This window comes from Streptomyces sp. NPDC004111 (assembly GCF_042874215.1).
Lineage (GTDB): Bacteria > Actinomycetota > Actinomycetes > Streptomycetales > Streptomycetaceae > Streptomyces.
Genome location: NZ_JBIAMU010000011.1, coordinates 54,741 through 77,340 on the forward strand (window position 1 = coordinate 54,741; position 22,600 = coordinate 77,340).

General features: G+C 73.7%; 16 protein-coding genes and 1 pseudogene. 7 read left to right on the plus strand and 10 right to left on the minus strand.

Annotated features, from left to right (window positions below; all coding sequences use genetic code 11):
- Nucleotides 1–35 precede the first annotated feature (35 nt).
- Nucleotides 36–914 (minus strand): ABC transporter substrate-binding protein, encoded by an 879-nt coding sequence (locus ACFYVL_RS21880; protein ID WP_389247241.1) that lies wholly within the window; start codon nt 912–914, stop codon nt 36–38.
- A gap of 155 nt (nt 915–1,069) precedes the next feature.
- Here ACFYVL_RS21880 and ACFYVL_RS21885 point away from each other — a divergent pair, with 155 nt between their 5' ends.
- On the plus strand, nt 1,070–2,056 hold the full coding sequence (locus ACFYVL_RS21885) for a GNAT family N-acetyltransferase (protein ID WP_389247243.1): 987 nt from the start codon (nt 1,070–1,072) through the stop codon (nt 2,054–2,056).
- A 19-nt stretch (nt 2,057–2,075) separates the two neighbouring features.
- Nucleotides 2,076–2,906 carry a sugar phosphate isomerase/epimerase family protein gene (locus tag ACFYVL_RS21890; RefSeq protein ID WP_389247245.1) on the plus strand — a complete coding sequence of 277 codons (831 nt, stop codon included), beginning with the start codon at nt 2,076–2,078 and terminating at the stop codon, nt 2,904–2,906.
- On the opposite strand, the pseudogene ACFYVL_RS21895 reads toward ACFYVL_RS21890, so the two are convergent.
- Nucleotides 2,905–3,798 (minus strand): annotated as a pseudogene (locus tag ACFYVL_RS21895) (EamA family transporter); the annotation flags it as partial. The gene ACFYVL_RS21890 and the pseudogene ACFYVL_RS21895 sit on opposite strands and share 2 nt — an antisense overlap.
- A gap of 201 nt (nt 3,799–3,999) precedes the next feature.
- Between ACFYVL_RS21895 and ACFYVL_RS21900 the strand changes: the two are divergent.
- A complete protein-coding gene (locus tag ACFYVL_RS21900; RefSeq protein ID WP_389247247.1) occupies nt 4,000–4,929 on the plus strand; it encodes a LysR substrate-binding domain-containing protein in 930 nt (309 codons plus the stop codon).
- A gap of 194 nt (nt 4,930–5,123) precedes the next feature.
- Here ACFYVL_RS21900 and ACFYVL_RS21905 read toward each other — a convergent pair whose 3' ends face one another.
- Entirely contained in the window at nt 5,124–6,971 is a 1,848-nt protein-coding gene (locus ACFYVL_RS21905; RefSeq protein WP_389247249.1) for a glycoside hydrolase family 3 protein, read from the minus strand.
- A gap of 563 nt (nt 6,972–7,534) precedes the next feature.
- Between ACFYVL_RS21905 and ACFYVL_RS21910 the strand changes: the two genes are divergently transcribed.
- Nucleotides 7,535–8,116, plus strand: a complete 582-nt coding sequence (locus tag ACFYVL_RS21910; protein WP_389247252.1) for a hypothetical protein — start codon at nt 7,535–7,537, stop codon at nt 8,114–8,116.
- A gap of 24 nt (nt 8,117–8,140) precedes the next feature.
- Here ACFYVL_RS21910 and ACFYVL_RS21915 read toward each other — a convergent pair whose 3' ends face one another.
- The 6 genes from ACFYVL_RS21915 to speB all read right to left on the minus strand — a co-directional run bounded on the left by ACFYVL_RS21915 (nt 8,141) and on the right by speB (nt 18,348).
- Entirely contained in the window at nt 8,141–9,589 is a 1,449-nt protein-coding gene (locus ACFYVL_RS21915) for an aminopeptidase (protein ID WP_389247254.1), read from the minus strand.
- Between the two features lie 182 nt (nt 9,590–9,771).
- Complete coding sequence (locus ACFYVL_RS21920) at nt 9,772–10,161, minus strand: hypothetical protein (RefSeq protein ID WP_389247256.1); 390 nt, start codon at nt 10,159–10,161, stop codon at nt 9,772–9,774.
- A 158-nt stretch (nt 10,162–10,319) separates the two neighbouring features.
- Nucleotides 10,320–14,069 carry an ABC transporter ATP-binding protein gene (locus ACFYVL_RS21925; protein ID WP_389247257.1) on the minus strand — a complete coding sequence of 1,250 codons (3,750 nt, stop codon included), beginning with the start codon at nt 14,067–14,069 and terminating at the stop codon, nt 10,320–10,322.
- Nucleotides 14,070–14,170: 101 nt separating this feature from the next.
- A complete protein-coding gene (locus tag ACFYVL_RS21930) occupies nt 14,171–15,172 on the minus strand; it encodes a serine hydrolase (RefSeq protein WP_389247668.1) in 1,002 nt (333 codons plus the stop codon).
- Between the two features lie 86 nt (nt 15,173–15,258).
- Nucleotides 15,259–16,890 carry a thiamine pyrophosphate-binding protein gene (locus tag ACFYVL_RS21935; protein ID WP_389247259.1) on the minus strand — a complete coding sequence of 544 codons (1,632 nt, stop codon included), beginning with the start codon at nt 16,888–16,890 and terminating at the stop codon, nt 15,259–15,261.
- A 486-nt stretch (nt 16,891–17,376) separates the two neighbouring features.
- Nucleotides 17,377–18,348: an agmatinase gene (speB, locus tag ACFYVL_RS21940; RefSeq protein ID WP_389247261.1), complete on the minus strand. Its 972-nt coding sequence runs from the start codon at nt 18,346–18,348 to the stop codon at nt 17,377–17,379.
- A 288-nt stretch (nt 18,349–18,636) separates the two neighbouring features.
- Here speB and ACFYVL_RS21945 point away from each other — a divergent pair, with 288 nt between their 5' ends.
- Genes ACFYVL_RS21945 through ACFYVL_RS21955 form a run of 3 tightly spaced genes read left to right on the plus strand, consistent with a single transcriptional unit; the run spans nt 18,637 to nt 21,805 of the window.
- Nucleotides 18,637–19,794 carry an acyl-CoA dehydrogenase family protein gene (locus ACFYVL_RS21945; protein WP_389247263.1) on the plus strand — a complete coding sequence of 386 codons (1,158 nt, stop codon included), beginning with the start codon at nt 18,637–18,639 and terminating at the stop codon, nt 19,792–19,794.
- A 24-nt stretch (nt 19,795–19,818) separates the two neighbouring features.
- Nucleotides 19,819–20,691 (plus strand): acyl-CoA thioesterase II, encoded by an 873-nt coding sequence (gene tesB, locus ACFYVL_RS21950; protein WP_389247265.1) that lies wholly within the window; start codon nt 19,819–19,821, stop codon nt 20,689–20,691.
- A gap of 19 nt (nt 20,692–20,710) precedes the next feature.
- Nucleotides 20,711–21,805 carry a cation diffusion facilitator family transporter gene (locus ACFYVL_RS21955; protein ID WP_389247268.1) on the plus strand — a complete coding sequence of 365 codons (1,095 nt, stop codon included), beginning with the start codon at nt 20,711–20,713 and terminating at the stop codon, nt 21,803–21,805.
- On the opposite strand, the gene ACFYVL_RS21960 is transcribed toward ACFYVL_RS21955, so the two are convergent.
- Nucleotides 21,775–22,554, minus strand: a complete 780-nt coding sequence (locus ACFYVL_RS21960; RefSeq protein WP_389247271.1) for a phosphatase — start codon at nt 22,552–22,554, stop codon at nt 21,775–21,777. The two genes, ACFYVL_RS21955 and ACFYVL_RS21960, sit on opposite strands and share 31 nt — an antisense overlap.
- Between the last annotated feature and the right edge of the window lie 46 nt (nt 22,555–22,600).

Sequence of the window (22,600 nt, forward strand, 5' to 3'; positions counted from 1 at the left end):
GGGTCCGCGGGCGGGGTCGCGGCCGGGCCGCGCCGTCAGCCGCCGAGGGCGTCGGCGACCGTGTCGTAGAAGAGGGCGTGCGCCGTGCCGGAGGCCGGGAGTTCCGGGTTCCAGGGGAGGGTGCGGACGCCGTCGCCGAGCAGGGCGGGGTCCAGTGGCGCGGCGTTGGCCCGTACGTCGGCGAGGACCAGGCGCGGGCCCAGTGCCGCGGCCGTGGGCCAGTCGACGGTGGCCCAGTTCACGCCGCCCTCCGGGGGCGGGGCGAGCAGCGGGACGCCGAGCGCGGTGAGCGCGCGGAGGTCCGGCCAGGCCTGCGGGCGGGCCAGGTGGACCTGGTCGGCGTCCGCCGGGGAGAGCGCGAGGATCGCCGGGGCGCCCGCCCCGGCGGCCGACCGCAGCCGGTCCCCGGCGGCGGCGAGCCGGTCGTCGGCCGCCGCGGGTTCGCCGCCGCCCAGGCTGTGGGCGAGTGCGGCGAAGCTCTGCCGCACCTCCTCCAGGGAGCGGCCCTGGCCGACGTCGATCACGACCACCGGGATCTGTTCCTCCAGGTGCTTGGCCGCCTCGGGGGACATGCCGTAGACGGCGCCGCCGCCGTAGCCGACGGCGACCAGGAGGTCAGCACCGGAGGCCAGGACGGCGTCCGGGTCGAGGCCGGCGCCCGCTCCTAAGTAGGCGAGGTCCGCCAGCGGGAGGCGGCCGGACTTGGCCCGGTCGGGGGCGGGTCCGTCGTGGAAGGAGCCGAAGATCCCGGTGGGGCGCAGCCCGTGGTCCCAGAGGGTGGCACCGGCCTGGATGTAGGCGGCGATGCGGGTGGGGCGGGCGGGCGCGGTGGCCAACTGCCCGCGGGAGTCGGTGAATCGCCAGGGGGTGGCTGCGCCGGGAGCGGACTCGGATGCGGAGTGTGCGGAAGTCATGCGCCTGTCCTGCCCCGTACTGCTGTTCCCTAACGCGGATACCGGGAACGCCGTACCGGCCCCTCCCGCCCCGTTCCGCCCAGGGCCCCGGCAGCGTACCGTTGACTCAGTCAAAGGAATGGCCGCAGTCCGGGAGTCCAGGACGGGAGCACCCCGTGAGCATTCATGAAATGCGCGCTTTCAACCGGTTCTACACCCATCTCATCGGCGCGCTCGACTACAGCCGCCACCTCTCCGCGCCGTACACCCTGACCGAGTCCCGGGTGCTGTACGAGCTGGCGCACGCGTCCCGCACCGACGCCGCCGACCTGCGGACCCGGCTGCGGCTGGACGCCGGTTACCTGAGCCGGCTGCTCGCCAAGTTCGAGCGGGCCGGTCTGGTGGAGCGCGCCGCCTCCCCGCGCGATCCGCGCCGCCAGCGGGTCACCCTCACCGCGCACGGCCGCGAGGCCGCCTCCCTGCTGGACGAGCGGTCGCGGGAGGCGGTCGGGGTGCTGCTCTCCCGGGTGCCGCCCGGCGAGCGGGAGCGGATGGTGCGCGGGATGCGGGACGTGCGCGAGGTGCTGGAAGGGGCCCAGGAGCCGGACGGGCCGCCGTCCGAGCCGGTCCTGCGGGAGTCCGGGCCCGGCGACCTCGGCTGGATCGTGGCCCGGCACGGGGCGCTCTACGCGGCCGAGTTCGGCTGGACCGCGGAGTTCGAGGGTCTCGTCGCACAGATCGTGGCCGACTACGCGCGGGAGCACGATCCGCGGCTGGAGCGGGTGTGGATCGCCGAGCTGGACGGCCGTCCGGTGGGCTGCGTGATGTGCGTACGGGACGGGGACGCGCCGGGAGCGGCGACGGCCAGGCTGCGGCTGCTGCTGGTCGAGCCGTCGGCGCGCGGGCACCGGCTCGGGGAGCGGCTGGTGGCGGCCGTGGTGGATTTCGCACGCGCCGCGGGGTACCGGGAAGTGGTGCTGTGGACCAATGATGTGCTGACCGCCGCACGGAAGATCTACACGAGGGCGGGGTTCGTCCTGGTCGCGGAGCAGCCGCACCGCTCGTACGGGGCGGATCTGGTCGGGCAGGACTGGCGGCTGGACCTGACCGGTCCGGCGGCGCCGACGGCGCCGGAGCCCGCGAAGGCCCGGACGCCCGCCTGAACAGAAGGAGTTGTCGCACGTGAAGCTGGCATTTTCCACCCTCGGCGTCCCCGGGATGCCGATGACCGACGTCGCCGCACTGGCCGTCGGCACCGGGTACCAGGGCGTCGAGCTGCGCGCCCACCCCGAGGAGCCGGTGCACCCGGGGATCGGGGCCGCGGAGCGGGCGGCGACGGTGGCGGCGTTCGCCGACGCGGGTGTCGAGATCCTCACCGTGGCCGGGTACGCCCAGGTCGCCGCGCCGGGCGACGACGAACCGGTGCTGGCGGAGATCCGGGGCCTGCTGGAGCTGGCGCACGATCTGCGCGCCCCGTACGTCCGGGTCTTCCCCGGGGCCGGGGAGGACGCCGGGGAGGGGGCCGGTGACGCGCTCGCGGCCGGTGCCCCGCTCACCGGCGGCGACGCGCGGGCCGCCCGCAGGCTGGGCGCCGCCGCGGAGCTGGCGGCCGACCACGGGGTGCGCCTGCTGCTGGAGACGCACGACTCGCACCGCCGGGGCGTCGACGCCGCCCGGGTGGTGGCGGCCGTCGGCCACCCCGGCGTGGGCGCGCTGTGGGACGTCATGCACACCTGGCTCGGCGGCGAGAGCCCCGCGGCCTCGCACGGCGTACTGGCCCCCCACCTGGGCTACGTACAGGTGAAGGACATCGCGTCGGCCGAGGACACCACCCCGCTCGCCCTGGGCGCCGGGGTGCTGCCGCTCGCCGACTGCCTGTCGCGCCTCAGTGCGAACCAGTGGGTGTGCTGGGAGTACGAGAAGCGCTGGTACCCGGGGGCGGCGGAACTTCCGGCCCTGCTGGCGGCGGGACGGGAGCACCTGGCGCTGCTGGCGTCGGGCGAGGTGGTGTAGCGGCGGCGGGAGCCGGCCCGCCGACGGTGCGCGGGCGGCGGGGCGGCCGGAACTGGGCGAGGGCCACCCCGCCCACCAGCAGCGCCGCCGCGCACCAGCGCAGCGGGCTGACGCCCTCGCCGAGGAAGAGCGCGGCGGACGTCATGCCGAAGACCGGGACGAGCAGGGTGAAGGGGGCCACCGAGGAGGCGGGGTGGCGGCTCAGCAGGAAGCCCCAGGCGCCGAAGCCGAAGACGGTCACCACCCAGGCGACGAAGACGACGACGGCGACGCCGGTCCAGTCCAGGGCGGCGAGCGCCGCCGCGTCCCGGTCCCAGCCCTCGAAGACCAGCGAGAGGCCGAGCAGCGGCAGCACCGGGACGGTGGAGACCCACACCATGAAGTTGAGCGGGTCGGGTGCGGCTGCCCTGCGGGTCAGGACGTTGGAGACGCCCCAGCACGCGGCGGCGGCGAGGATCAGCACGAAGGCCAGTACGGGGCCGCCCGCCCCCTCGTCGTAGGCGGCCACGCCCACTCCGGCGAGGGCCACCGCCATCCCCCAGACCCTCGCGCCGCCGAGCCGTTCGCCGAGGAACAGCACGGCGATCAGGGCGGTGAAGACGGCCTGCACCTGGAGGACGAGGGAGGACAGACCGGCCGGCATCCCCTGGTCCATCCCCACGAACAGCAGCCCGAACTTGCCGACCCCCAGGGCCAGTCCGACCCCCACGATGTACTTCCAGGGCACCTTCGGCCGCCCCACGAAGAAGAGCGCGGGCAGCGCGGCGGCGAGGAAGCGCAGGGCGGAGAAGAGCAGCGGCGGGAAGTGCGCGAGGCCGATCTCGATGACGACGAAGTTGACCCCCCACAGGGCGGTGACGACGAGCGCGAGGGCGATGTGGGCGGGGCTCATGCCGGTGGGGCGCGCGGGGGCGGCACCGGGGCCGGGCACGGGAGCGGGAGCGGTGCCGGGCACGGGAGCGGGAGCGGTGCCGGACGGCGGCACCGGGGCGGGAGCGGGCATGGGTCGAGGATCACCGGCGGCGACCCTTTAGCACCAGCGCGGATTCCTTCATGATGGGATTCAGCAACGCTAACGAATGGTGGTTCTCCGGTGCTCGACCTCTCCCGGCTGCGCGCCCTGCACGCCGTGTCCGTGCACGGCTCGGTGGCCGGCGCGGCCACCGCTCTCGGGTACACCCCGTCCGCGGTCTCCCAGCAGATCTCCAAACTGGAACGCGAGACCAGGACGACGCTCCTGGAACGCCGGGGCCGGGGCATCGCCCTCACCGAGGAGGCGCTCCATCTCGCCGCCACCGCGCGGGAGTTGCTGGCGATCGTCGAGCGGGCCGAGACCACCCTGGAGGAGCGGCGGGGCAGCCCCGGCGGGCGGCTGACGGTGGGTGCCTTCGCGTCGGCGGCGCGCGGGCTGATGCCCGGTGTGCTGGCCCGGCTGGCCCGGGAGCACCCGGCGCTGGACGCCCGGCTGACCGAGGTCGATCCGCATCTGTCGGTGGATCTGGTCGCCAAGGGCGTCCTGGACGTGGCCGTCGCCCACGACTGGGACATCGCCCCGCTGCCCGCCCCCGAGGGGGTCGAGCAGGCGGTGATCGGCGACGATCCGTGCGACCTGCTCGTGCCCCTCGGGCATCCGCTGGAAGGGCGCAGCGACGTGCGGCGCGCCGAGCTGGCCGCGGAGCGCTGGATCTGCCAGCCGCCGGGCACGGTCTGCCACGACTGGCTGATGCGTACCCTGCGGGCCGCCGGGTACGAGCCGGACATCGCCCACCAGGCGGAGGAGAACCACACCCAGCTCGCGCTGATCGCGGCCGGGCTGGGCATCGCGGTGATGCCGAGGCTGGGGCGGGGGGTGCTGCCGGAGGGGGTGGTGGCGGTGCGTCTGGATCCGGTGCCGACGCGGCGGTTGTACGCGCTGTGGCGGGAGGGGGCGGCCAGGCGGCCGGCGATTCGGGAGATGGTGGCGGTGCTGGGGAGTGAGTGGGGGGAGCGGGGGGAACGGGGGCGTTCGGGCGGGGTGGGGTAGCGGGGGCGTTCGGGGCGGAGCGGGGTAGCGGGGGTGGGGTGGGGTGGGGTGGGGCGGGGCGGGAGGGTGCGGCTCCGCCGGGGGCCGCCCCCTTGCCCGCCCGTTCCGCCCCCGGGGGCGGCCCCGCCGCCCAAGGGGGCGGGCGGGGGTGGGTGGGAAAGGTGCGGCCCCGGCGCCCGAAGGGGGGCGGGGGGTTAGTAGGTGAGGCCGTGGCCGACGGGGTAGAGCTCCTGGGTGGGGGCGTCCGCGCGGCGTACCGGCACCGGCAGGCGGCCGGACGGGCGGACCCGGCCCGCCAGGACCCGTGCCGCGGCCTGCATCTCCACGTCCGTCCAGGAGTACGCGGCCAGGTGGGCCCGCGCGCCCAGGCCCGTCAGCTGGGCCACGTCGTAGGGGTTCTGGACGGCCACGGTCACCACCGGCACCCCGGTGGCCGCCAGTTCCCGCACCAGGGTGCGCTGCGCACTGGCCGCCGTGACGTTGCGGGTGGCGACGACCACCGCGTCCTTGCCCGCCTTCGCCGCGGCCACCGCCTCGTCGATCTTGGCGCGGGTGGGCGCCGAGCCGGTCGACAGCGCGGTCGCCGTGAAGCCGAGCCCGGTGAGGGCGGCGGCCAGTACCGCGGTGGGCGGGCCGGTGGTGCCCGACGGGGACGCCGGGTCGACCCCGACGACCAGCACGTTGCGCTGCCGGAGCCGGTTGAGCGGCAGCGTGCGGGCCTCGTTGACCAGCAGGGTCGTCGTGGCGTCGGCGATCCGGTCGGCCGCGGCGAGGTGCGCGCGGATGCCCACGGTCCGGTCGACTCCCCGGTGGGTGACGTACGGCCGGTCGAACAGGCCCCGCTTCGCCTTCAGCTGGAGGATGCGCAGCACCGACTCGTCGATCCGCGCCTCGGTCAGCTCGCCGGACTTCACGGCGGCGAGCACCGCGTTCCACGCCACGTCCAGCAGCGGCGGGTTCAGCAGCTGGTCGCACCCGGCCTTCAGCGCGAGCACCGGTACCCGGTCGTCGCCGTACTTGGTGCGCACGCCCTGCATGCCGAGGGAGTCCGTCACCACGACCCCCCGGTAGCCGAGTTCCTCGCGGAGCACGCCGGTGAGGATGGGGCGGGAGAGGGTGGCGGGGTCCTCGGCCGGGTCGAGGGCCGGGACGACGATGTGCGCGGTCATGATCGAGTCGATGCCGGCGGCGATGGCGGCCCGGAACGGCGGCGCGTCGATGGCGTGCCACTCCTCGCGGGTGTGGTCGATGTACGGCAGCTCGTTGTGGCTGTCGTCCTCGGTGTCGCCGTGCCCGGGGAAGTGCTTGGCGGCGGTCGCGATGCCGCCGCCGTCCTGGTAGCCCTTGACCTGGGCGGCGACCAGGGCGGCCACCGACCTGGGCACGGAGCCGAAGGAGCGCACCCCGATCACCGGGTTGGCCGGGTCCACGTTGACGTCGGCGTCCGGGGCGTAGTTCTGCCGGATGCCGAGGGCTGCGAGTTCGGTGCCGGCGATCCGGGCGGCCTCGCGGGCGTCCTTGGTGCCCCGGCGGAAGGCGCCCGCGCCCAGCGCCATCGCGCCGGGCATCAGGGTGGCCGGTCTGCCGACCCGGGCGACGATGCCGTGCTCCTGGTCGGTGGAGATCATCAGGGGTATCCGGGTGCGCTGGGCGAGGCCGGCCTGCTGGATGCCGTTGGAGAGGTCGGCGATCTGGTGCGGGTCGCGGGTGTTGTGCGCCCAGGCGAAGTAGATGATGCCGCCGACGTGGTACTTGGCGATCAGTTCGGCGGCGTCGCGGACGCCGATCTCCCGGAGGTTGGCGTCCACGTCCGCCTGGTCGGGGGCGGTCGCGGAGTGCCCGTACACCCGCATCACGAAGAGCTGCCCGACCTTCTCCTCCAGGGTCATGCCCGCGACCAGCCGTCTCAGCCGGTCGGTGGAGGGGCGGTCGGCGGCAGCGGCGGGGTGCGCGCCGGTGGCGGCGACGGCCACGGCGGCGGCGCTCGCGGCCAGCAGGGTGCGGCGGGAGGGGGCGAAGCGGGTGGAGGTGCGGTCCGGCACGGGCGTAACCCTTCGTGAAGGTCGTCGAGGACTCTTGAAGGAAACTTCCAGCGGGGACACGCTGGCCGGAAAGTAAGTTCCCGTCAATACCTGTGCAGGCCGAGGGAGTTGAGGTACCAAGGAAGGGGCGGCGGCGCGGCCGGAGAGGGCCGGGCGGCACACGAGGGGCCGCCACCGGCGCATGTGGAGGGGGGCGCGCCGGTGGCGGCGTGCTGCTGGCCGCAGGCGGTTTGGAGAGGGGAGTCAGCGAACGCAGCCAGCAGCGAGGGCCGACACCGCTCTGCGGAGACTCACCAGCAGTACGCGGATTGGACGGGGCACCCCGCTACTGGGTTCCCGGGATCGCCCGGTTCTCGGGAATTGGTACGCAAGTGACGGATGTGGCGCCCGGGTACCCGTACGACGTACCCGTACGACGGAATCGGCCGGTGCACCCTGGCGGCGGCCCGCCCCGGCGCGCGACTCTGGGCAGAAGTATCGGGGGGTGCTGCATGCCACGCACGACATCGGGGTTCCGCGGGCAGGTCGCGGGGGGCGCACGAAGTGCACGGACCTGGGGGGCCGTGCTCCTGGCGGTCGGACTGCTCACCGGCTGCCAGGCCTGGAGCGGCGGGCAGAATCCGGCGAAGGAGGCCGGGGGGCTGCCGAGCACCCCGTCCGGCTACGGGGCGGTCTTCCTCGACGTGCGCGAGTGCAGTTCGTACGGGAGGACACCGCGCGAGGTGTCGTGCGCCAGCGAGCGCGCCGCGGCCCGGGTCGTCGCCCGCTACAACGGCGCGTCGAGCGGCGGCAGTTCGTGCCCGCCGGCCACCGACTTCGTGCTGCACATCTCGGAGTCCCGCCCGAGCACCGACGAGAGGGGCGACGGTGTGGTGCCGCGCGGCTACGCCTGCATGCGCAATCTCCAGGCGCCGCACCCCGGTGACCCCGGGGGCGGCGGCGGGCCGCACACGGTCGTCGGGGACTGTGTGTACGGGGCGGGCGGCGGCCAGGTGAAGGAGACCGCCTGCGACGGGACGGGCGAGCGGGCGCCGGAGTTCCGGGTGACGACGGCGGTGGGCTCGCGCGCCCAGTGCCCGCCCGCCACCCGGCTGTACGTGCGGCTGGACGGCGGGCGGCCGGTGGGGTGCGCGAGCCCGGTGTAGCCGGCGCTCACCGGGGCGCGGGGCTCACGGCCGCAGGCTCAGCTCCCGGTTGACCTCGACCGCGTCCAGCTTCGCGTCGTAGGCCGTCAGCCGCTTCGCCTTGCCGGGGTCCGCCTGGACGGTCGGCGAGGCGACGCCCGCCCACTTCAGCACCTGGGCGACGGCCGCCGCCTGCTGACCGGCCGGGAGCCCGGAGATGCGGGCGCCGTGGTTGGCGCCGGGGACGGTGTAGACGTGGTTGTCGCCGCCCTTGGCGGGACGGAAGCGCTCGGCGCCCCACGGGTCGTTCGCCCCGTACACGTACATCATCTGGCGGGCGTTGCGGTTCACCCAGCGGTCGACGTCCTTCATGACGCCTTCCTGCCACTTCATCGGGATGTCGCGGGGGACGAAGGCGCGCGGCTGGAAGTAGTCGGGCCCGTACTTCATCAGGCCCTTCAGGTGCGGGTACTTGTACTGGGGGGCGCCGAGCTGGGTGCCCGCCTGGTAGTAGTACGGGGTGTAGGTGGCCAGGTCCTGGTCGCTGTAGGCGGCGAAGCCGGACTTGGCGTCGACGTAGTCGTAGATCACGTCGTCGGAGGAGTTCGCGGCGGGGACGTCCGCGCACTCGGACTCGTTGCTGTACTGCCAGAAAGCCCAGACGAAGTCCAGGACGGTGGACTCGAAGGACTTGTCGAGGCTGCCGACGGTGTTGAAGGTGGCCTTGTTCTCGTCCGCCCACTTCTTCAGCTTGGCGGTGAGCGGGCCGCGCCGCACCAGGGCCTCGCGCTGGAGGGCGTTCAGCTTGTCGCGGCACTCCTTGGTGGAGACCGTGGAGAAGAAGCGGTCGTAGGCGGAGTCCTCGCGGTTGTTCACGTCGTTGGGCGCGACGTAGGCGACGACGCCGTCCATGTCCCGGGGGTGGAAGCGCTCGTAGTACGTGGCGGTCATGCCGCCCTTGGAGCCGCCGGTGGCCAGCCACTTCTTGCCGTAGATCTTCTTCAGCGCGGTGAAGATGCGGTGCTGGTCGTCGGCGGCCTGCTTGATGTCCAGCTTGGACCAGTCGGCGGGCTGCGGCCGGGACGGCGTGAAGAAGCGGTACTCCATGGAGACCTGGTTGCCGTCGATCAGGGTGGTCGGCTCGCTGCGCGACGGGTTGGTGGAGACGTTGTAGCCGCTGGTGGAGAAGACGGTGGGGCGGGCGACGTCCTTGTGCAGGACGGTCAGGCGCTGCTGGAAGGTGCCCTTCCAGGGGCGGCTGTGGTCGATCGGCTGCGTGTAGTTGAGGACGAAGTAGCGGTACCCGGTGACCGGCTTCTCCTCGATCAGGCTCATGCCGGGTATCGCGAGGAGGCGGTCCTTGATGTCGGTGGCGGCCGGCCGGTCGGCGGGCCGCTGCTCGGCCGCGGTGGCGGTGACCGCGGTGCCGCCGGTCGCCCCGACGGCGCCTATGAGCACCGCTCCCGCGACGGCCGTTCTGAACGTCTTGCGCATGAACCACTCCCCTGTCGGCACACGGACAACAGGGGTGAACCTAACTCTCAGCAATCCCCTTTGTCAGCAGAGGAATCGGAAGAAGGCCGAAGACTCCAACAGCCGGGACCGGGACTCCAACTCCCCGGACGGGGAGAGCGGTTCGCGCGGACCCCGCGGGCGGCGGCCCGTCCCGGCGGACCTCAGCAGAGGATCCAGCCGGAGGCGGTGCTCTTCGTGGCCACCGAACCGGCCACCCGCACGCACCGGTTGAGCGCGTAGACCGTCACCGGACCCGCGTGCCGGGTGTACGTGCCGCTGTCGACGGCGGCCCGGCTGCCGCGCGCCTGGACGCTGACCCGCATCGTCTGCCGGACGCCGGGGCGCCTGGCGACGGTCATGGCGCAGACGTACTGGCGGCTCTTGTAGACGCGCAGCTCACCGGTGGCGAAGCCGTACGTCTTCACACGGGTGCCCCCACAGGAGGCCGCCGCGGCCGAGGCCTGCCCGACCGCGGGTCCGCCGAGCGACAGCATCCCGGCCGCGACCACCACGGCGCACGCCGCGGTGAGCCTTCGTCTGATCAGTCCCATCGGACCCACGCCTGCCCCACTCGCCCCACCGAACACACTTACCCCAACCGTCTGGAGATCGTATGCACGTACGACGCATCCGGCGAGCGATCGGTTGCAGGGCACACTGACTTTTTCCCGGGGCCCGCCGCGAGCTGCGGCGGGCCCGTCGCCGCACGTCAGACCGCCGCCGGTTCGTCCTCCCCCACGAAGGTCCGCCACAGCCGGGCGTACTTGCCGTCCAGCGCGAGCAGTTCGTCGTGCGTGCCGTCCTCGGCGACGCGCCCGTGGTCCATCACCACGACCCGGTCGGCGCGGGCCGCGGTGGTCAGCCGGTGGGCGACGACCAGTGTGGTGCGGCGGCCGGTCAGCCGGTCGGTGGCCTGGTTGACCTGGGCCTCGGTGGCCAGGTCGAGGGCGGCGGTGGCCTCGTCGAGCAGCAGGACGTCCGGGTCGACCAGCTCGGCGCGGGCGAGCGCGATCAGCTGGCGCTGCCCGGCGGAGAGATTGCGTCCGCGTTCGGTGACCTCGTGCAGATAGCCGCCGTCCAGGGTGGCGATCATGTCGTGCGCGCCGACCGCGCGGGCCGCCGCCTCCACGGCGGCGTCGGTGGCGTCCGGCCGCCCGTAGGCGATGGCGTCGCGGACCGTGCCGGCGAAGAGGTACGCCTCCTGCGGGACGACCCCGAGCCGGTGCCGGTAGGCGGTCATGTCGAGGTCGCGCAGATCGCTGCCGTCGGCGGTGACCCGGCCCTGGGTCGGGTCGTAGAACCGGGCGACCAGCTTGACCAGCGTGGACTTGCCCGCGCCGGTCTCGCCGACGAAGGCCACCGTCTGTCCGGCCGGGATGTGCAGGGTGACGTCCGAGAGCGCCTCCTCCGGCTCGTCGGCGGAGCCGTACCGGAAGGACACGTCCTCGAAGGCGATCTCGCCGCGCAGCGACAGCACGTCCTTGGGCGCGTCGGCCCCGGCGGTGGAGGTGGGCTCGCGCAGCAGTTCCTGGATCCGCCGCAGCGAGACCGTGGCCTGCTGGTACCCGTCGAAGACCTGGGAGAGCTGCTGGACGGGCGCGAAGAACAGGTCGATGTACAGGAGGTAGGCGACCAGGGCGCCCGCGGTCAGCGTGCCGGCCTCGATCCGCCCGGCGCCGACGATCATCACGGCGGCCGCCGCCACCGAGGAGAGCAGCTGGACGAAGGGGAAGTACACCGAGATCAGCCACTGCCCGCGCACCCGCGCCTGCCGGTAGCTCCGGCTGCTGGCGGCGAACCGCTCGCGGCCCGCCTCCTGGCGGCCGAAGGCCTGCACGATGCGCAGTCCGGCCACCGACTCCTGGAGGTCGGCGTTGACGACGGAGACCCGGTCGCGGGCCAGCTCGTACGCCTGGACGCTCTTCCTGCGGAAGAAGTACGTGCCGACGACCAGCAGCGGCAGCGTCGCGAAGACCACCAGGGCGAGCTCCACGTCGATGACGACGAGGGCGACCATGACGCCGAGGAAGGTGACGACGGAGACGAAGGCGGTGACCAGACCGGTCTGGAGGAAGGTGGACAGGGCGTCCACGTCGGTCGTCATCCGGGTCATGATGCGGCCGGTCAGTTCGCGCTCGTAGTAGTCGAGGCCGAGCCGCTGGAGCTGGGCGAAGATCTTCAGCCGCAGCGAGTACAGCACCCGCTCACCGGTCCGCCCGGTCATCCGGGCCTCGTTGATCTGGGCCGCCCACTGGACGAGCACGGCGAGCAGGGCGAGCCCGGCGGCCGTCCACACGGCGCCGAGCGCCAGCTGGGTGACGCCCTCGTCGATGCCGTGCCGGATCAGTACCGGCAGCAGCAGCCCCATGCCCGCGTCGATCGCCACCAGTCCCAGGCTGACCAGCAGCGGAAGCCCGAAGCCGCGCAGCAGACGGCGCAGGTTGTAGGAGTCCTCGGGGGCGACGGCACGGGCCTCGTCGATGTCCGGGGTGTCGTTCGCGGGCGGCAGCGCCGCCACCTGCGCGAGCAGTTCGGGGGTCGCGGGCATTCCGGGCGCGTGGTCGACGGCGCTCTTCGCCGGGTCCGACTCGTCGCGTATCCACAGGTCGGGGGTGATGCCGCGCTCGGCGTCGAACTCGGCGTCCAGTTCCGCCTGCACGGACCGGTCGTCGGGTGCGGGGGCGACGGTCCGCGGGGTGTGGCCCGGCGATACGCCGCCCAGCTCGTCGGGGTCGGTGAGCAGCCGGCGGTAGAGGGCTGAGCGCCGTTCCAGTTCCTCGTGCGTGCCGATGTCGGCGAGCCGTCCGCCGTCCAGGACGGCGATGCGGTCGGCGAGGCCCAGGGTGGAGCGCCGGTGCGCGATCAGTAGGGTGGTGCGCCCCGCCATCACCGACCTGAGCGCCTCGTGGATCTCGTGCTCGACCCGGGCGTCGACGGCCGAGGTGGCGTCGTCGAGGAGGAGCAGCCGGGGGTCGGTGAGGATGGCGCGGGCCAGGGAGAGCCGCTGGCGCTGGCCGCCGGAGAGGGTCAGGCCCTGCTCGCCGACCTTGGTGTCGTAGCCCTCGGGCAGTTCGTCGATGAAGCGGTCGGCCTGGGCGGCGCGGGCGGCGGCCCGTATCTGTTCGTCGGTGGCGTCCGGAACCCCGTACGCCAGGTTGGCCCGCACTGTGTCGGAGAACAGGAAGCTGTCCTCGGGCACCATGCCTATCGCGGCCCGCAGCGAGGAGAGCGTCAGCTCCCGCACGTCGTGCCCGCCGACCAGCACCGCGCCCCGGTCCACGTCGTAGAACCTGGGCAGCAGCAGCGACACGGTCGACTTGCCGCTGCCGGACGACCCGACGACGGCGACGGTCTCGCCCTCGCGGATCTCCAGCGAGAACCCGTCGAGCACCGGGCGGTCCTGGTCGTACCCGAAGCCCACCGAGTCGAACTCGACGGTGGCGGGGGCGTCGGCGGGCAGTTCCCTGGTGCCGTCCTCGATGGCCGGCTCGGTGTCGATGAGTTCCAGCACCCGCTCGACACCGGCCCGCGCCTGCTGGCCGACGGTCAGCACCATGGCGAGCATCCGCACGGGCCCGACGAGCTGGGCGAGGTAGGTCGAGAACGCGACGAAGGTGCCCAGCGTGATCTGCCCCCGGGTCGCCAGCCAGCCGCCGATCGCCAGCATCGCGACCTGCCCGAGGGCGGGTACGGCCTGGAGGGCGGGCGTGTAGCGGGAATTGAGCTTCACGGTCCGCAGCCGTCCGGCGAACAGCCGCCGCGACACCTCGCGCAGCTTCCCGGTCTCCTGCTCCTCCTGCCCGAAGCCCTTGACGACCCGGACGCCGGAGACGGCGCCGTCGACCACTCCGGCGACGGCCGCGGCCTGGCCCTGGGCGTACCAGGTGGCGGGGAAGAGCCGCTTCTTGCTGCGCCGGGCGATGAACCACAGGGCGGGGGCGACGGCGAGCGCGACGAGGGTGAGCAGCGGCGACAGCCACGCCATGATCACCAGGGAGATCAGGAACAGCAGGATGTTGCCGATGGTCATCGGCAACATGAAGAGCAGGCCCTGGATGAGCTGGAGGTCGCTGGTGGCGCGCCCGACGACCTGGCCGGTGGACAGCTCGTCCTGCCGCCGCCCGTCGAGCCGGGTGATCGTGCCGTACATCTCGGTGCGCAGGTCGTGCTGGACGTCGAGGGCGAGCTTGCCGCCGTAGTACCTGCGGATGTACGTGAGCACGTAGACGACGACGGCCGCGGCTATGAGCAGCCCGGTCCACACGGCCAGCGACCGGGTGCCCTTCCCGATCACGTCGTCGATGACGATCTTGGTGATCAGCGGTACGAGCGCCATGACGGCCATGCCGCCGAGGGAGGACCCGAGGGCGAGCAGCACATTGGCCCGGTAGCGCCAGGCGTAACCGGTCAGCCGCCGGGCCCACCCGGCCCCGCGTTCCTCTCCCACTTCTCCCGCCACGTGCCTGCCTCCCGATCGTCCCGCTCACAGTGCCGGTGGAGGGAACGCCGTGAGGTGCGGATTTCATCCCGCCGCAATGAAACGGGCGCCCGCCCCCGCGCTCAGTCCCACACGGAGGGCCGCGGCCAGTCCTCCGGCATCGGCGGAATGACCTCCTCCGGGAAGGCGGGCGGGGCGACCGTCTCCGCGGGTGTCTCCGGGGTACGGGTGTGGCCGTTCGCCGGGAGGTTGAGGTCGCGGTGGACGGCGCGTGCGACCGCCTGGACGGTGTTGACGCCCTGGCGCATGGTCGCGTTGCCGTGGGTGAGGACGGCGATGGTGTAGTCGTGGCCCTGCCCGGTGAACGCGCCCAGCGAGTGCACCCGCCAGCCCAGCTCGGCACGCGGCAGCCAGCCGTTCTTCACGTGCACCCGGGCCCTGGCGGGGGCGCCGACCGGGGTGCCCCAGCGCTGCGCGGGCACGACGTGCGCCATCCGGTCCAGGACGTATGCCCGCGAACGGTCACTGAGGACCTTGTTCGGCAGGGTGAGGGTGCCCAGCAGTCTGCTCTGGTCGGCGGCGTTGACCTGGGAGAGTCCCCAGAACCTGTCGCGGCCGAGCTGGGTGTACGCCATCTTGGCGGCGGCCAGGAACCGGTTGATCCGCGCCTTGCCGAGCTGCCGCCACAGGGTGCCGGTGGCGGCGTTCTCCGACCGGGTGATCATGGCGTCGACGAGGCGGCGCTCCCGGGCGGTGAGTGCCCGTCCGCTCTTCTGCGCGTCCCAGACCAGGGCCGCGAGAATGGTCACCTTGATGATGCTGGCGGAGTCGTACGCGCGGTAGGCGCGCAGCGCGCAGTAGGTGCGGGTGGAGTGCTCGTAGACGGCGAGCGCGACGGTGCCGGGCCGGCCGCGCAGGGCGGCGGCGATGTCGTTCGTGAGCCGCTCGGCCAGTCCGGCCCGGTGGGAGGTGCACACCGGGCGGGGCACGGCGGCGGGGGCGGGCGCCGGGGCGGTGTAGGCCGCGGGGGCGGTGGCCGCGAGGGGCGCGAGCAGCAGGCCGGTGGCCAGGCCCGCGGCGGCGAGGGTGCGCGGTATTCGCGAGCCGGAACGCACCCGCCACATCCGTATCAGTTGCCTCACGAGCAGCACAGTAGGGGCGGGTCAGGAGCCCCGCCCGGGGGCCGGGGTGACTCCCCGCCCCCTCCCCCTCATCCCCGCACCACCACGACCACCGGCCCACCCGAAGCGAACGCCTTCCCCAACTCCCCTTCCAGGGAACCGACTTCACTGCGCACCAGCACGACACCCGCCGCTTCCGCCGCCGCGTCCACGGCCTCGTCCGCTCCCCCTCCCGCCGTATCGCCCCTGATCAGCCATACGAGCGGCAGCCCGCAGGCCGCGGCGGTGGCCAGCTCGGGAAGGACGGCGGCCACCGGACCGGCGTCCGAGCCCCCGAGATCCGAGACGGCGAGATCCGAGACCGCGAGTACGGGCGAACCGGGGTCGGCCGTGGCGGCACCGAGGGCGGCGGGCAGGGCGTAGCCGGTGGTACCGGGAGCCTGCGGGGCGTGACAGGGCCGGGGGCGCCGGACGTCGAGCCCGGCCGGCGGACGGTCCCAGAAGGAGGGCGTACGGGCCCCGAGGGCCCGCCCGACGGCCGCCACGAACGGATCACCGCTTCCCGCCACGCCGCCTGCCGCCGCTCCCGCCACCGCTTCCTCCGCCGCTTCCCCGCTCAAGGGCTCCCGCACGTCGACGGTCTCCAGCAGCGCGGCCAGGGCCAGCCGGGCGTCCGCGTGGATGCCCAGGGCGGGGGCGTGGTGCAACTCCAGACGGGAGGGGTCGGCATCGATCTGGATCAGCCGGGCGGGCGGGGTGAAGGGGACGCCGTCCAGGGTCGTGCCGACCAGCAGCAGGACGTCGGCCGAGGCCAGGAGGGCGGGCGTCACCGGGTGGGCGCCGGGACAGCTGCCGAGGCCGCCCGGGGTGGTCGCGACGGTGGCGTGCAGCCGCTCGGCCAGCGCCTTCACCTTGCCGGCCGCGTCCGCACGGGTGACACCGCCGCCGGCGACGATCAGGGGGCGGGCGGCCGTCTCCAGCCAGTGCGCGGCGAGCGCCGTCAGCTCGGGGCGCGGGGGCAGTTCGTGCGGGAGCACGTCGGGGGCGTTGACCTCGGGGAGCAGGGTCACGGCGGCCAGCGCGGCAGGGTCCAGTTCGACCAGCACGGGCCCGTGCGGGGCGGTCAGGGCGGCTTCCCAGGCGGAGGCGACGGCGGTGGGGATCTGGGAGGGGGTGCGGGCGGCGAAGACGGCTTTCAGGTACGGGGGCGTGTTGCCGGGCATGTCCCGGGTCGTGTCCGGGGACATGTCGCCGGTTGTGTCCTGGGGCATGTCGCCGGTCGTGTCCTCGGCGGCGCCCCCGGGCGGTAGGGGGGCCGGTCGGGCGGCCGGTCCGGGGTCCGGCTCGGTGGCCGGTCCGGTGGCCAGCACGAGCAGTGGGGCCGAGGCCGCCAGCGCCTCCCGGAGGACCGCGCGGCCGGGTCCCGCGGGGGCCAGCAGGGCGGCCACCTCGCCGGTGAGCCGGCCGAAGCCGTCGGCGGCGTGGCCCGCTCCGGCGAGGGTGGCGAATCGGGTCCACTCGCTCAGGCCGGACCGCCCGAGTGCCGCGTCGAGCGGGGAGCAGGCGCCGGCAGCCCCGGCCGCCCCGAAAACGGTCGTCACACCGAGCCCGCGGAGGGTCTCCACGACCAGGTCCGCACCGGTACGCCCTGCGGGCGGCGCGAGGGCGGCGGCGGTCTGGGCGGCGGTGGGCCGCAGAACGAGGTCGTGATCGTGGGTCATGGGTCCAGCTTGGCGTATGGGGTGGAGGGGGCGGGGAAGTGCCCCTTTCAGGGGCGCGGGGAACTGCGCGGCCAGCCCCCACCCAGCCGCACTCCAGGGGCACGGGCAGCTGCGCGCCCAGCCCCCACCCAGCCGCACTCCAGGGGCGCGGGGAACTGCGCGCCCAGCCCCCGCTCAGCCGCACGAAACTCACTCCGCCCTCCCCCCCCCAGGGGCGCGGGGAACTGCGCCACCAGCCCCCACCCAGCCGCGCGGCCAGCGCTTCAGGGAAAGGGGCGGGGCTGGGGCAGCCCGCCGCAGGCGCCCCGCAGCCCGGGGCCGGAGCACCTCAAAGGCGCGGCTCCGCCGGGGGCCGCCCCCTTGCCCGCCCGTCCCGCCCCCGGGGGGCGGCCCCGCCGCCCAAGGAGGCAGGGGTGGGGGAAACGGCGCGGCCCCGCCGCCCAAGGAGGCTCGGCGGGGGGCACGGTGTGTGCGGCCCCCGCCCCCTCAGCCCCGTGCGGCGGCGATCTGTCGCGACATGATCGTCGTCAGCTCGTACGCCGTGTGCGACGCGGCCACCGACGTGATCTCCGCGTGGTCGTACGCCGGTGCGACCTCCACCACGTCCGCCGAGACGAGGTTGCACGACGACAGCCCCCGGACGATCTCCAGCAGCTCGCGCGACGTGAGTCCCCCGGCCTCGGGCGTGCCCGTGCCGGGCGCGTGTGCCGGGTCCAGGACGTCGATGTCGATGGAGATGTACAGCGGCCGGTCCCCGATCCGCTGCCGCAGCTGGTCGGCGACCTCGTCGACCCCGCGCCGCATGACGTCCGCCGAGGTGACGATCCCGAAGCCCATCTTCGCGTCGTCGTCGAGGTCCTTCTTGCCGTACAGCGGTCCTCGCGTGCCGACGTGGGACAGCGCCTCGGTGTCGAGGATGCCTTCCTCGACGGCCCGCCGGAACGGCGTCCCGTGGGTGTACTCCGCCCCGAAGTACGTGTCCCAGGTGTCGAGGTGCGCGTCGAAGTGGAGCAGCGCCACCGGCCCGTGCTTCTTCGCCACGGACCGCAGCAGCGGCAGCGCGATGGTGTGGTCGCCGCCGAGCGTCATCATCCGCGCGCCCGACCCCAGCAGGTCGTCGGCGGCGGCCTCGATGGTCTCGACGGCCTCGTTGATGTTGAACGGGTTCGCCGCGATGTCGCCGGCGTCGGCGACCTGTGCCAGGGCGAAGGGGGAGGCGTCCTGGGCCGGGTTGTAGGGCCGCAGCAGCCGCGAGGCCTCGCGGATCGCGTTGCCGCCGAAGCGTGCGCCCGGCCGGTAGGAGACGCCGGTGTCGAAGGGGACGCCGACGACCGCGACGTCCGTAACCCCGCCGACCTCGTCGAGGCGCGGCAGCCGGGCGAACGTCGCCGGTCCGGCGTACCGGGGGATGCGGGACGAGTCGATGGGGCCGCGGGGCTCGGGAGAGGGAGTGTTCATGGCTCCGAGCGTAGGGAGCACAACGAATTCCGCACATGTACGGATGCCACGACGCGCGGCGCCGAATTGGACGCGGCGGACAAGCACGGGCGCGTACCCTCCGCACCCCTCCCGTCGCCCGGTCGCCACCCCTCCCCCGGGGTGTGGTCCCTCCAACACCACGCACCTCTGGACACCCCAGTGACCGGCCGGTAACTTTTGCCGGGTATCTGAGCAAGCGCTTAGCGGCCGGGAGGCCGACGGGGCCCGCTCATGGACAGGGATCACCACTCGCAGAGGGAGCGTCACGTGCGCCGTACCGTATTCAACGAGGACCACGAGGCGTTCCGGGACACCCTCCGGGCCTTCATCGAGGCCGAGGTCGTCCCCGTCTACGACGAGTGGTTCGCCGCCGGGCAGGCCCCCCGCGACTTCTACTACAAGCTCGGTGAGCTGGGCGTCTTCGGCATCAACGTGCCCGAGGAGTTCGGCGGCGCGGGCCTGGACACGCACAAGTTCGAGGCGGTGCTGACCGAGGAGACCGCCCGCGCGGGCGTCACCTTCGGCGGCTCGGGCGTGCACGTCCTCCTGGGCCTCCCGTACATCCTGATGCTCGCCACCGACGAGCAGAAGAAGCGGTACCTGGAGAAGTTCGTCACCGGCGAGGAGATGTGGGCGCTCGCCATGACCGAGCCGGGCACCGGCTCCGACGTCGCGGGCATGAAGACCACCGCCAAGCTCTCCGAGGACGGCACGCACTACGTCCTCAACGGTGCGAAGACCTTCATCACGGGCGGCGTGCACGCCGACCGCGTCATCGTCTGCGCCCGCACCTCCGCGCCGACCGCCGAGGACCGCCGCTTCGGCATCTCCCTGTTCGCCGTCGACACCAAGTCCGAGGGCTACTCGGTGGGCCGCAAGCTGGACAAGCTGGGCCTGCGCACCTCCGACACCGCCGAGCTGGCGTTCGTCGACGTGAAGGTGCCGGTCGAGGACCTCCTCGGCGAGGAGAACAAGGGCTTCGGCTACCTCGGCCACAACCTGGCCTCCGAGCGCTGGGGCATCGCGTACGGCGCGTACGCCCAGGCCAAGGCCGCGATCCGGTTCACCCAGCAGTACGTCCAGGAGCGCACCGTCTTCGGCAAGCCGGTCGCCTCCTTCCAGAACACCAAGTTCGAGCTGGCCGCCTGCCAGGCCGAGGTGGACGCCGCCGAGGCGGTCGCCGACCGCGCGCTGGAGGCGCTGGACGCGGGCGAGCTGACGGCCGCCGAGGCCGCCTCCGCCAAGCTGTTCTGCACGGAGGTCGCGCACCGCGTGATCGACCGCTGCCTCCAGCTGCACGGCGGCTACGGCTTCATGAACGAGTACCCGATCGCCCGCCTGTACGCGGACAACCGCGTGAACCGCATCTACGGCGGCACCAGCGAGGTCATGAAGATGATCATCGCCAAGGACATGGGCCTGTAGCACTCACCCGCTACAACTACATGTATGAACAAGGCACTTGAGTCCCTGCTCGATCTGCTCGACCTGGAGCGGATCGAGCGGGACATCTTCCGGGGCGTGAGCCGTTCGGCCATCGTCCCCCGCGTGTTCGGCGGCCAGGTCGCGGCCCAGGCCCTGGTCGCCGCCGGGCGCACGGTCCCCGACGATCGCCTCACCCACTCCCTGCACGCGTACTTCCTGCGGGCCGGCGACCCGTCCGCGCCGATCGTCTACACGGTCGACCGGATCCGCGACGGCCGCTCGTTCACCACCCGCCGGGTGGTCGCCGTCCAGCACGGGCAGCCGATCTTCCACCTCTCCGCGTCCTTCCAGACCTACGAGGAGGGCATGGAGCACCAGGCGGCCATGCCGCACTCCCCCGACCCGGAGACGCTGCCCACCGCCGCCGAGACGCTCCCGCGCTACGCGGACCGCTTCGCGGACCCGGGCACCGTGGACCGGCTGCTCGAAGCGCGGGCCGCGATCGACCTGCGCTACGCGGACGCGCCGCCGTACGCCACGGCAGGTGAGCCGCGCGAGCCCCGCTCGCAGGTCTGGTTCCGCACCAACGGCAAGCTCGCCGACGACCCGCTGCTGCACGTCTGTCTCGCCACGTACGTCTCGGACATGACGCTCCTGGACTCCGTCCTGCTCGCCCACGGCAGGGGCGGCTGGGCGACCGGCGACGTGGTCGGCGCGTCCCTGGACCACGCGATGTGGTTCCACCGCCCCTTCCGGGCGGACGAGTGGCTGCTGTACGACCAGGAGTCGCCGTCCGCGTCCGGCGGGCGGGGACTGGGCCAGGCCCGCATCTACACCCGGGACGGCCGGCTGGCGATCTCCGTCATCCAGGAGGGCGTCGTTCGCGTCCCGCGCTGAAGCGGCCTACGGTCCGTACATGAGCGCACGGGACGAAACGGACGGGCCGGACGACCGGCGGGCCCCGGACGGCGAGCCGGCCGGCAGTGCCGGCAGCGGGCCTGCCGAGGGCGCGAGCGGCGGTCCGGGCCCGGCCGGCGCCCCGGCGGCCGGGCCCCCGGCGGAGTCCGGCGGCGGCGAGAGCACCTTCACCGTCCTCGTCGCGGCGGCCGCCAATCTCGGCATCGCCGTCGCGAAGGCCGTCGCGGGTCTGATCAGCGGATCCAGCGCGATGCTGTCGGAGGCGGCGCACTCGGTGGCCGACACGGTCACCGAACTCATGCTGCTGACCGCCCTCAAGCGCAGCGAGAAGCCCGCCGACGAGGACCACCCGCTGGGCTACGGCCCGGAGCGCTACATCTGGGCGATGCTCGCCTCGGTCGCCACCTTCGTCGGCGGCGCCGTCTTCTCGCTGTACGACGGCATCCACACCCTGACCCACGGCGAGGAACTCGGCAGCCCGCTGGTCTCCTACGTCGTCCTGGCCGTCGCCTTCCTCCTGGAGGGCTACTCGCTGCGCACCGGCGTCAAGCAGGTGCGCGCGGAGGCGGCCCGGCTCGGCGCCCCGACCCGCCGCTACTTCCGTCTCACCCCCGACACCGCGGTGAAGGCGGTCGTCATGGAGGACTCGGCCGCCCTGGTGGGCCTGCTGCTCGCGGCGGGCGGCCTGCTGGGCGGCCAGCTCTCCGGCTCCGGCGTCTGGGACGGCGTCGCCTCGGTCCTGATCGGCCTGCTGCTGGCGTACGTGGCCTGGGTGCTGGGCCGCAGCAACGCGGCGCTGCTCATCGGCAGGCCGGTGCCGCGCGAGATGCGCGACGGGATGCGGGCGGAGCTCCTGGCGGTGGACGAGATCGTCGGCGTGCTCGAACTGACCACCCTCATCCAGGGCCCGTCCGAGATCCTGGTCGCCGCGAAGATCGACTTCCGGGACGGGCGGACCACCGCGGAGCGGATCGAGTGGGCCTGCGAACGGGCCGAGCAACGGCTGCGCACCCGCTACCCGGCCGTGGCCCGCGTCTATCTGGACCCGACTCCCGGGCGCGATCAGCGCAGGCCGGCGGCGTCCAGCAGGTAGGCGGTCATCGGCTCGTAGAAGAACGGGTCGACCACGTGGTCGTCGAGCGGGACGGTGACCGCCATGACCCCCTCGGCCTCCCCGAGGAACAGCGCCGGGTCGTTGCAGTCCGCGTACCCGATCGCGTCGATGCCGCGCTGCCCGGCGCACCCGGCCCACCCGTGGTCGGCGAAGACCAGGTCGGGCAGCGGCTCGCCGGATCTCTCCAGCCCGTCGAGGATCGCGGTCATCGGCGCGGGCGAGTGGGTGTGCCACAGGCTCGCCCCCCGCTCGAAGACGGCCACGTCCGAGAACTGCACGACGTACCCCTCGTCGGCGGTCAGCCCGCCCGGAATCCGCACCACGTCGCACCCGGCGTCCCGCAGCGCCCGCGCGGTCGCCCCGTGCACATTGAGCAGCGCGCCGGGGTGCCCGGTCGCGAACAGCACCCGCTCCCGCCCGGCCACCGCCTTCCGCAGCCGCACCGCCGCCCGGTCCAGGGCGTCGACGGTCAGCTCCGGGTCGATGGTGTCCTGCCCGTGCCGGTGCTCGGGGTCGTCGCTCACTCCGCACCGCTCCGCCATCACGGCGAGCACGTCCTGCTCGTCCGTCCACCGGTCGCCCAGCTCGATGCCGAGCCAGTAGTGGCGGTCGCCGTTGGCGAGCTTGCGGTAGTGGGAGAGGTTGTTGTCACGAGGCGTGGCGACGTCTCCCGCGATCCGGGTGCGGACGAGATGGTCGACGAGGGCGGCACGGCTGAGTATCGGCATGCCGCCCATTCTGCCGGGCCCCCGCCCCGGGGGACGGCGCGTCCCG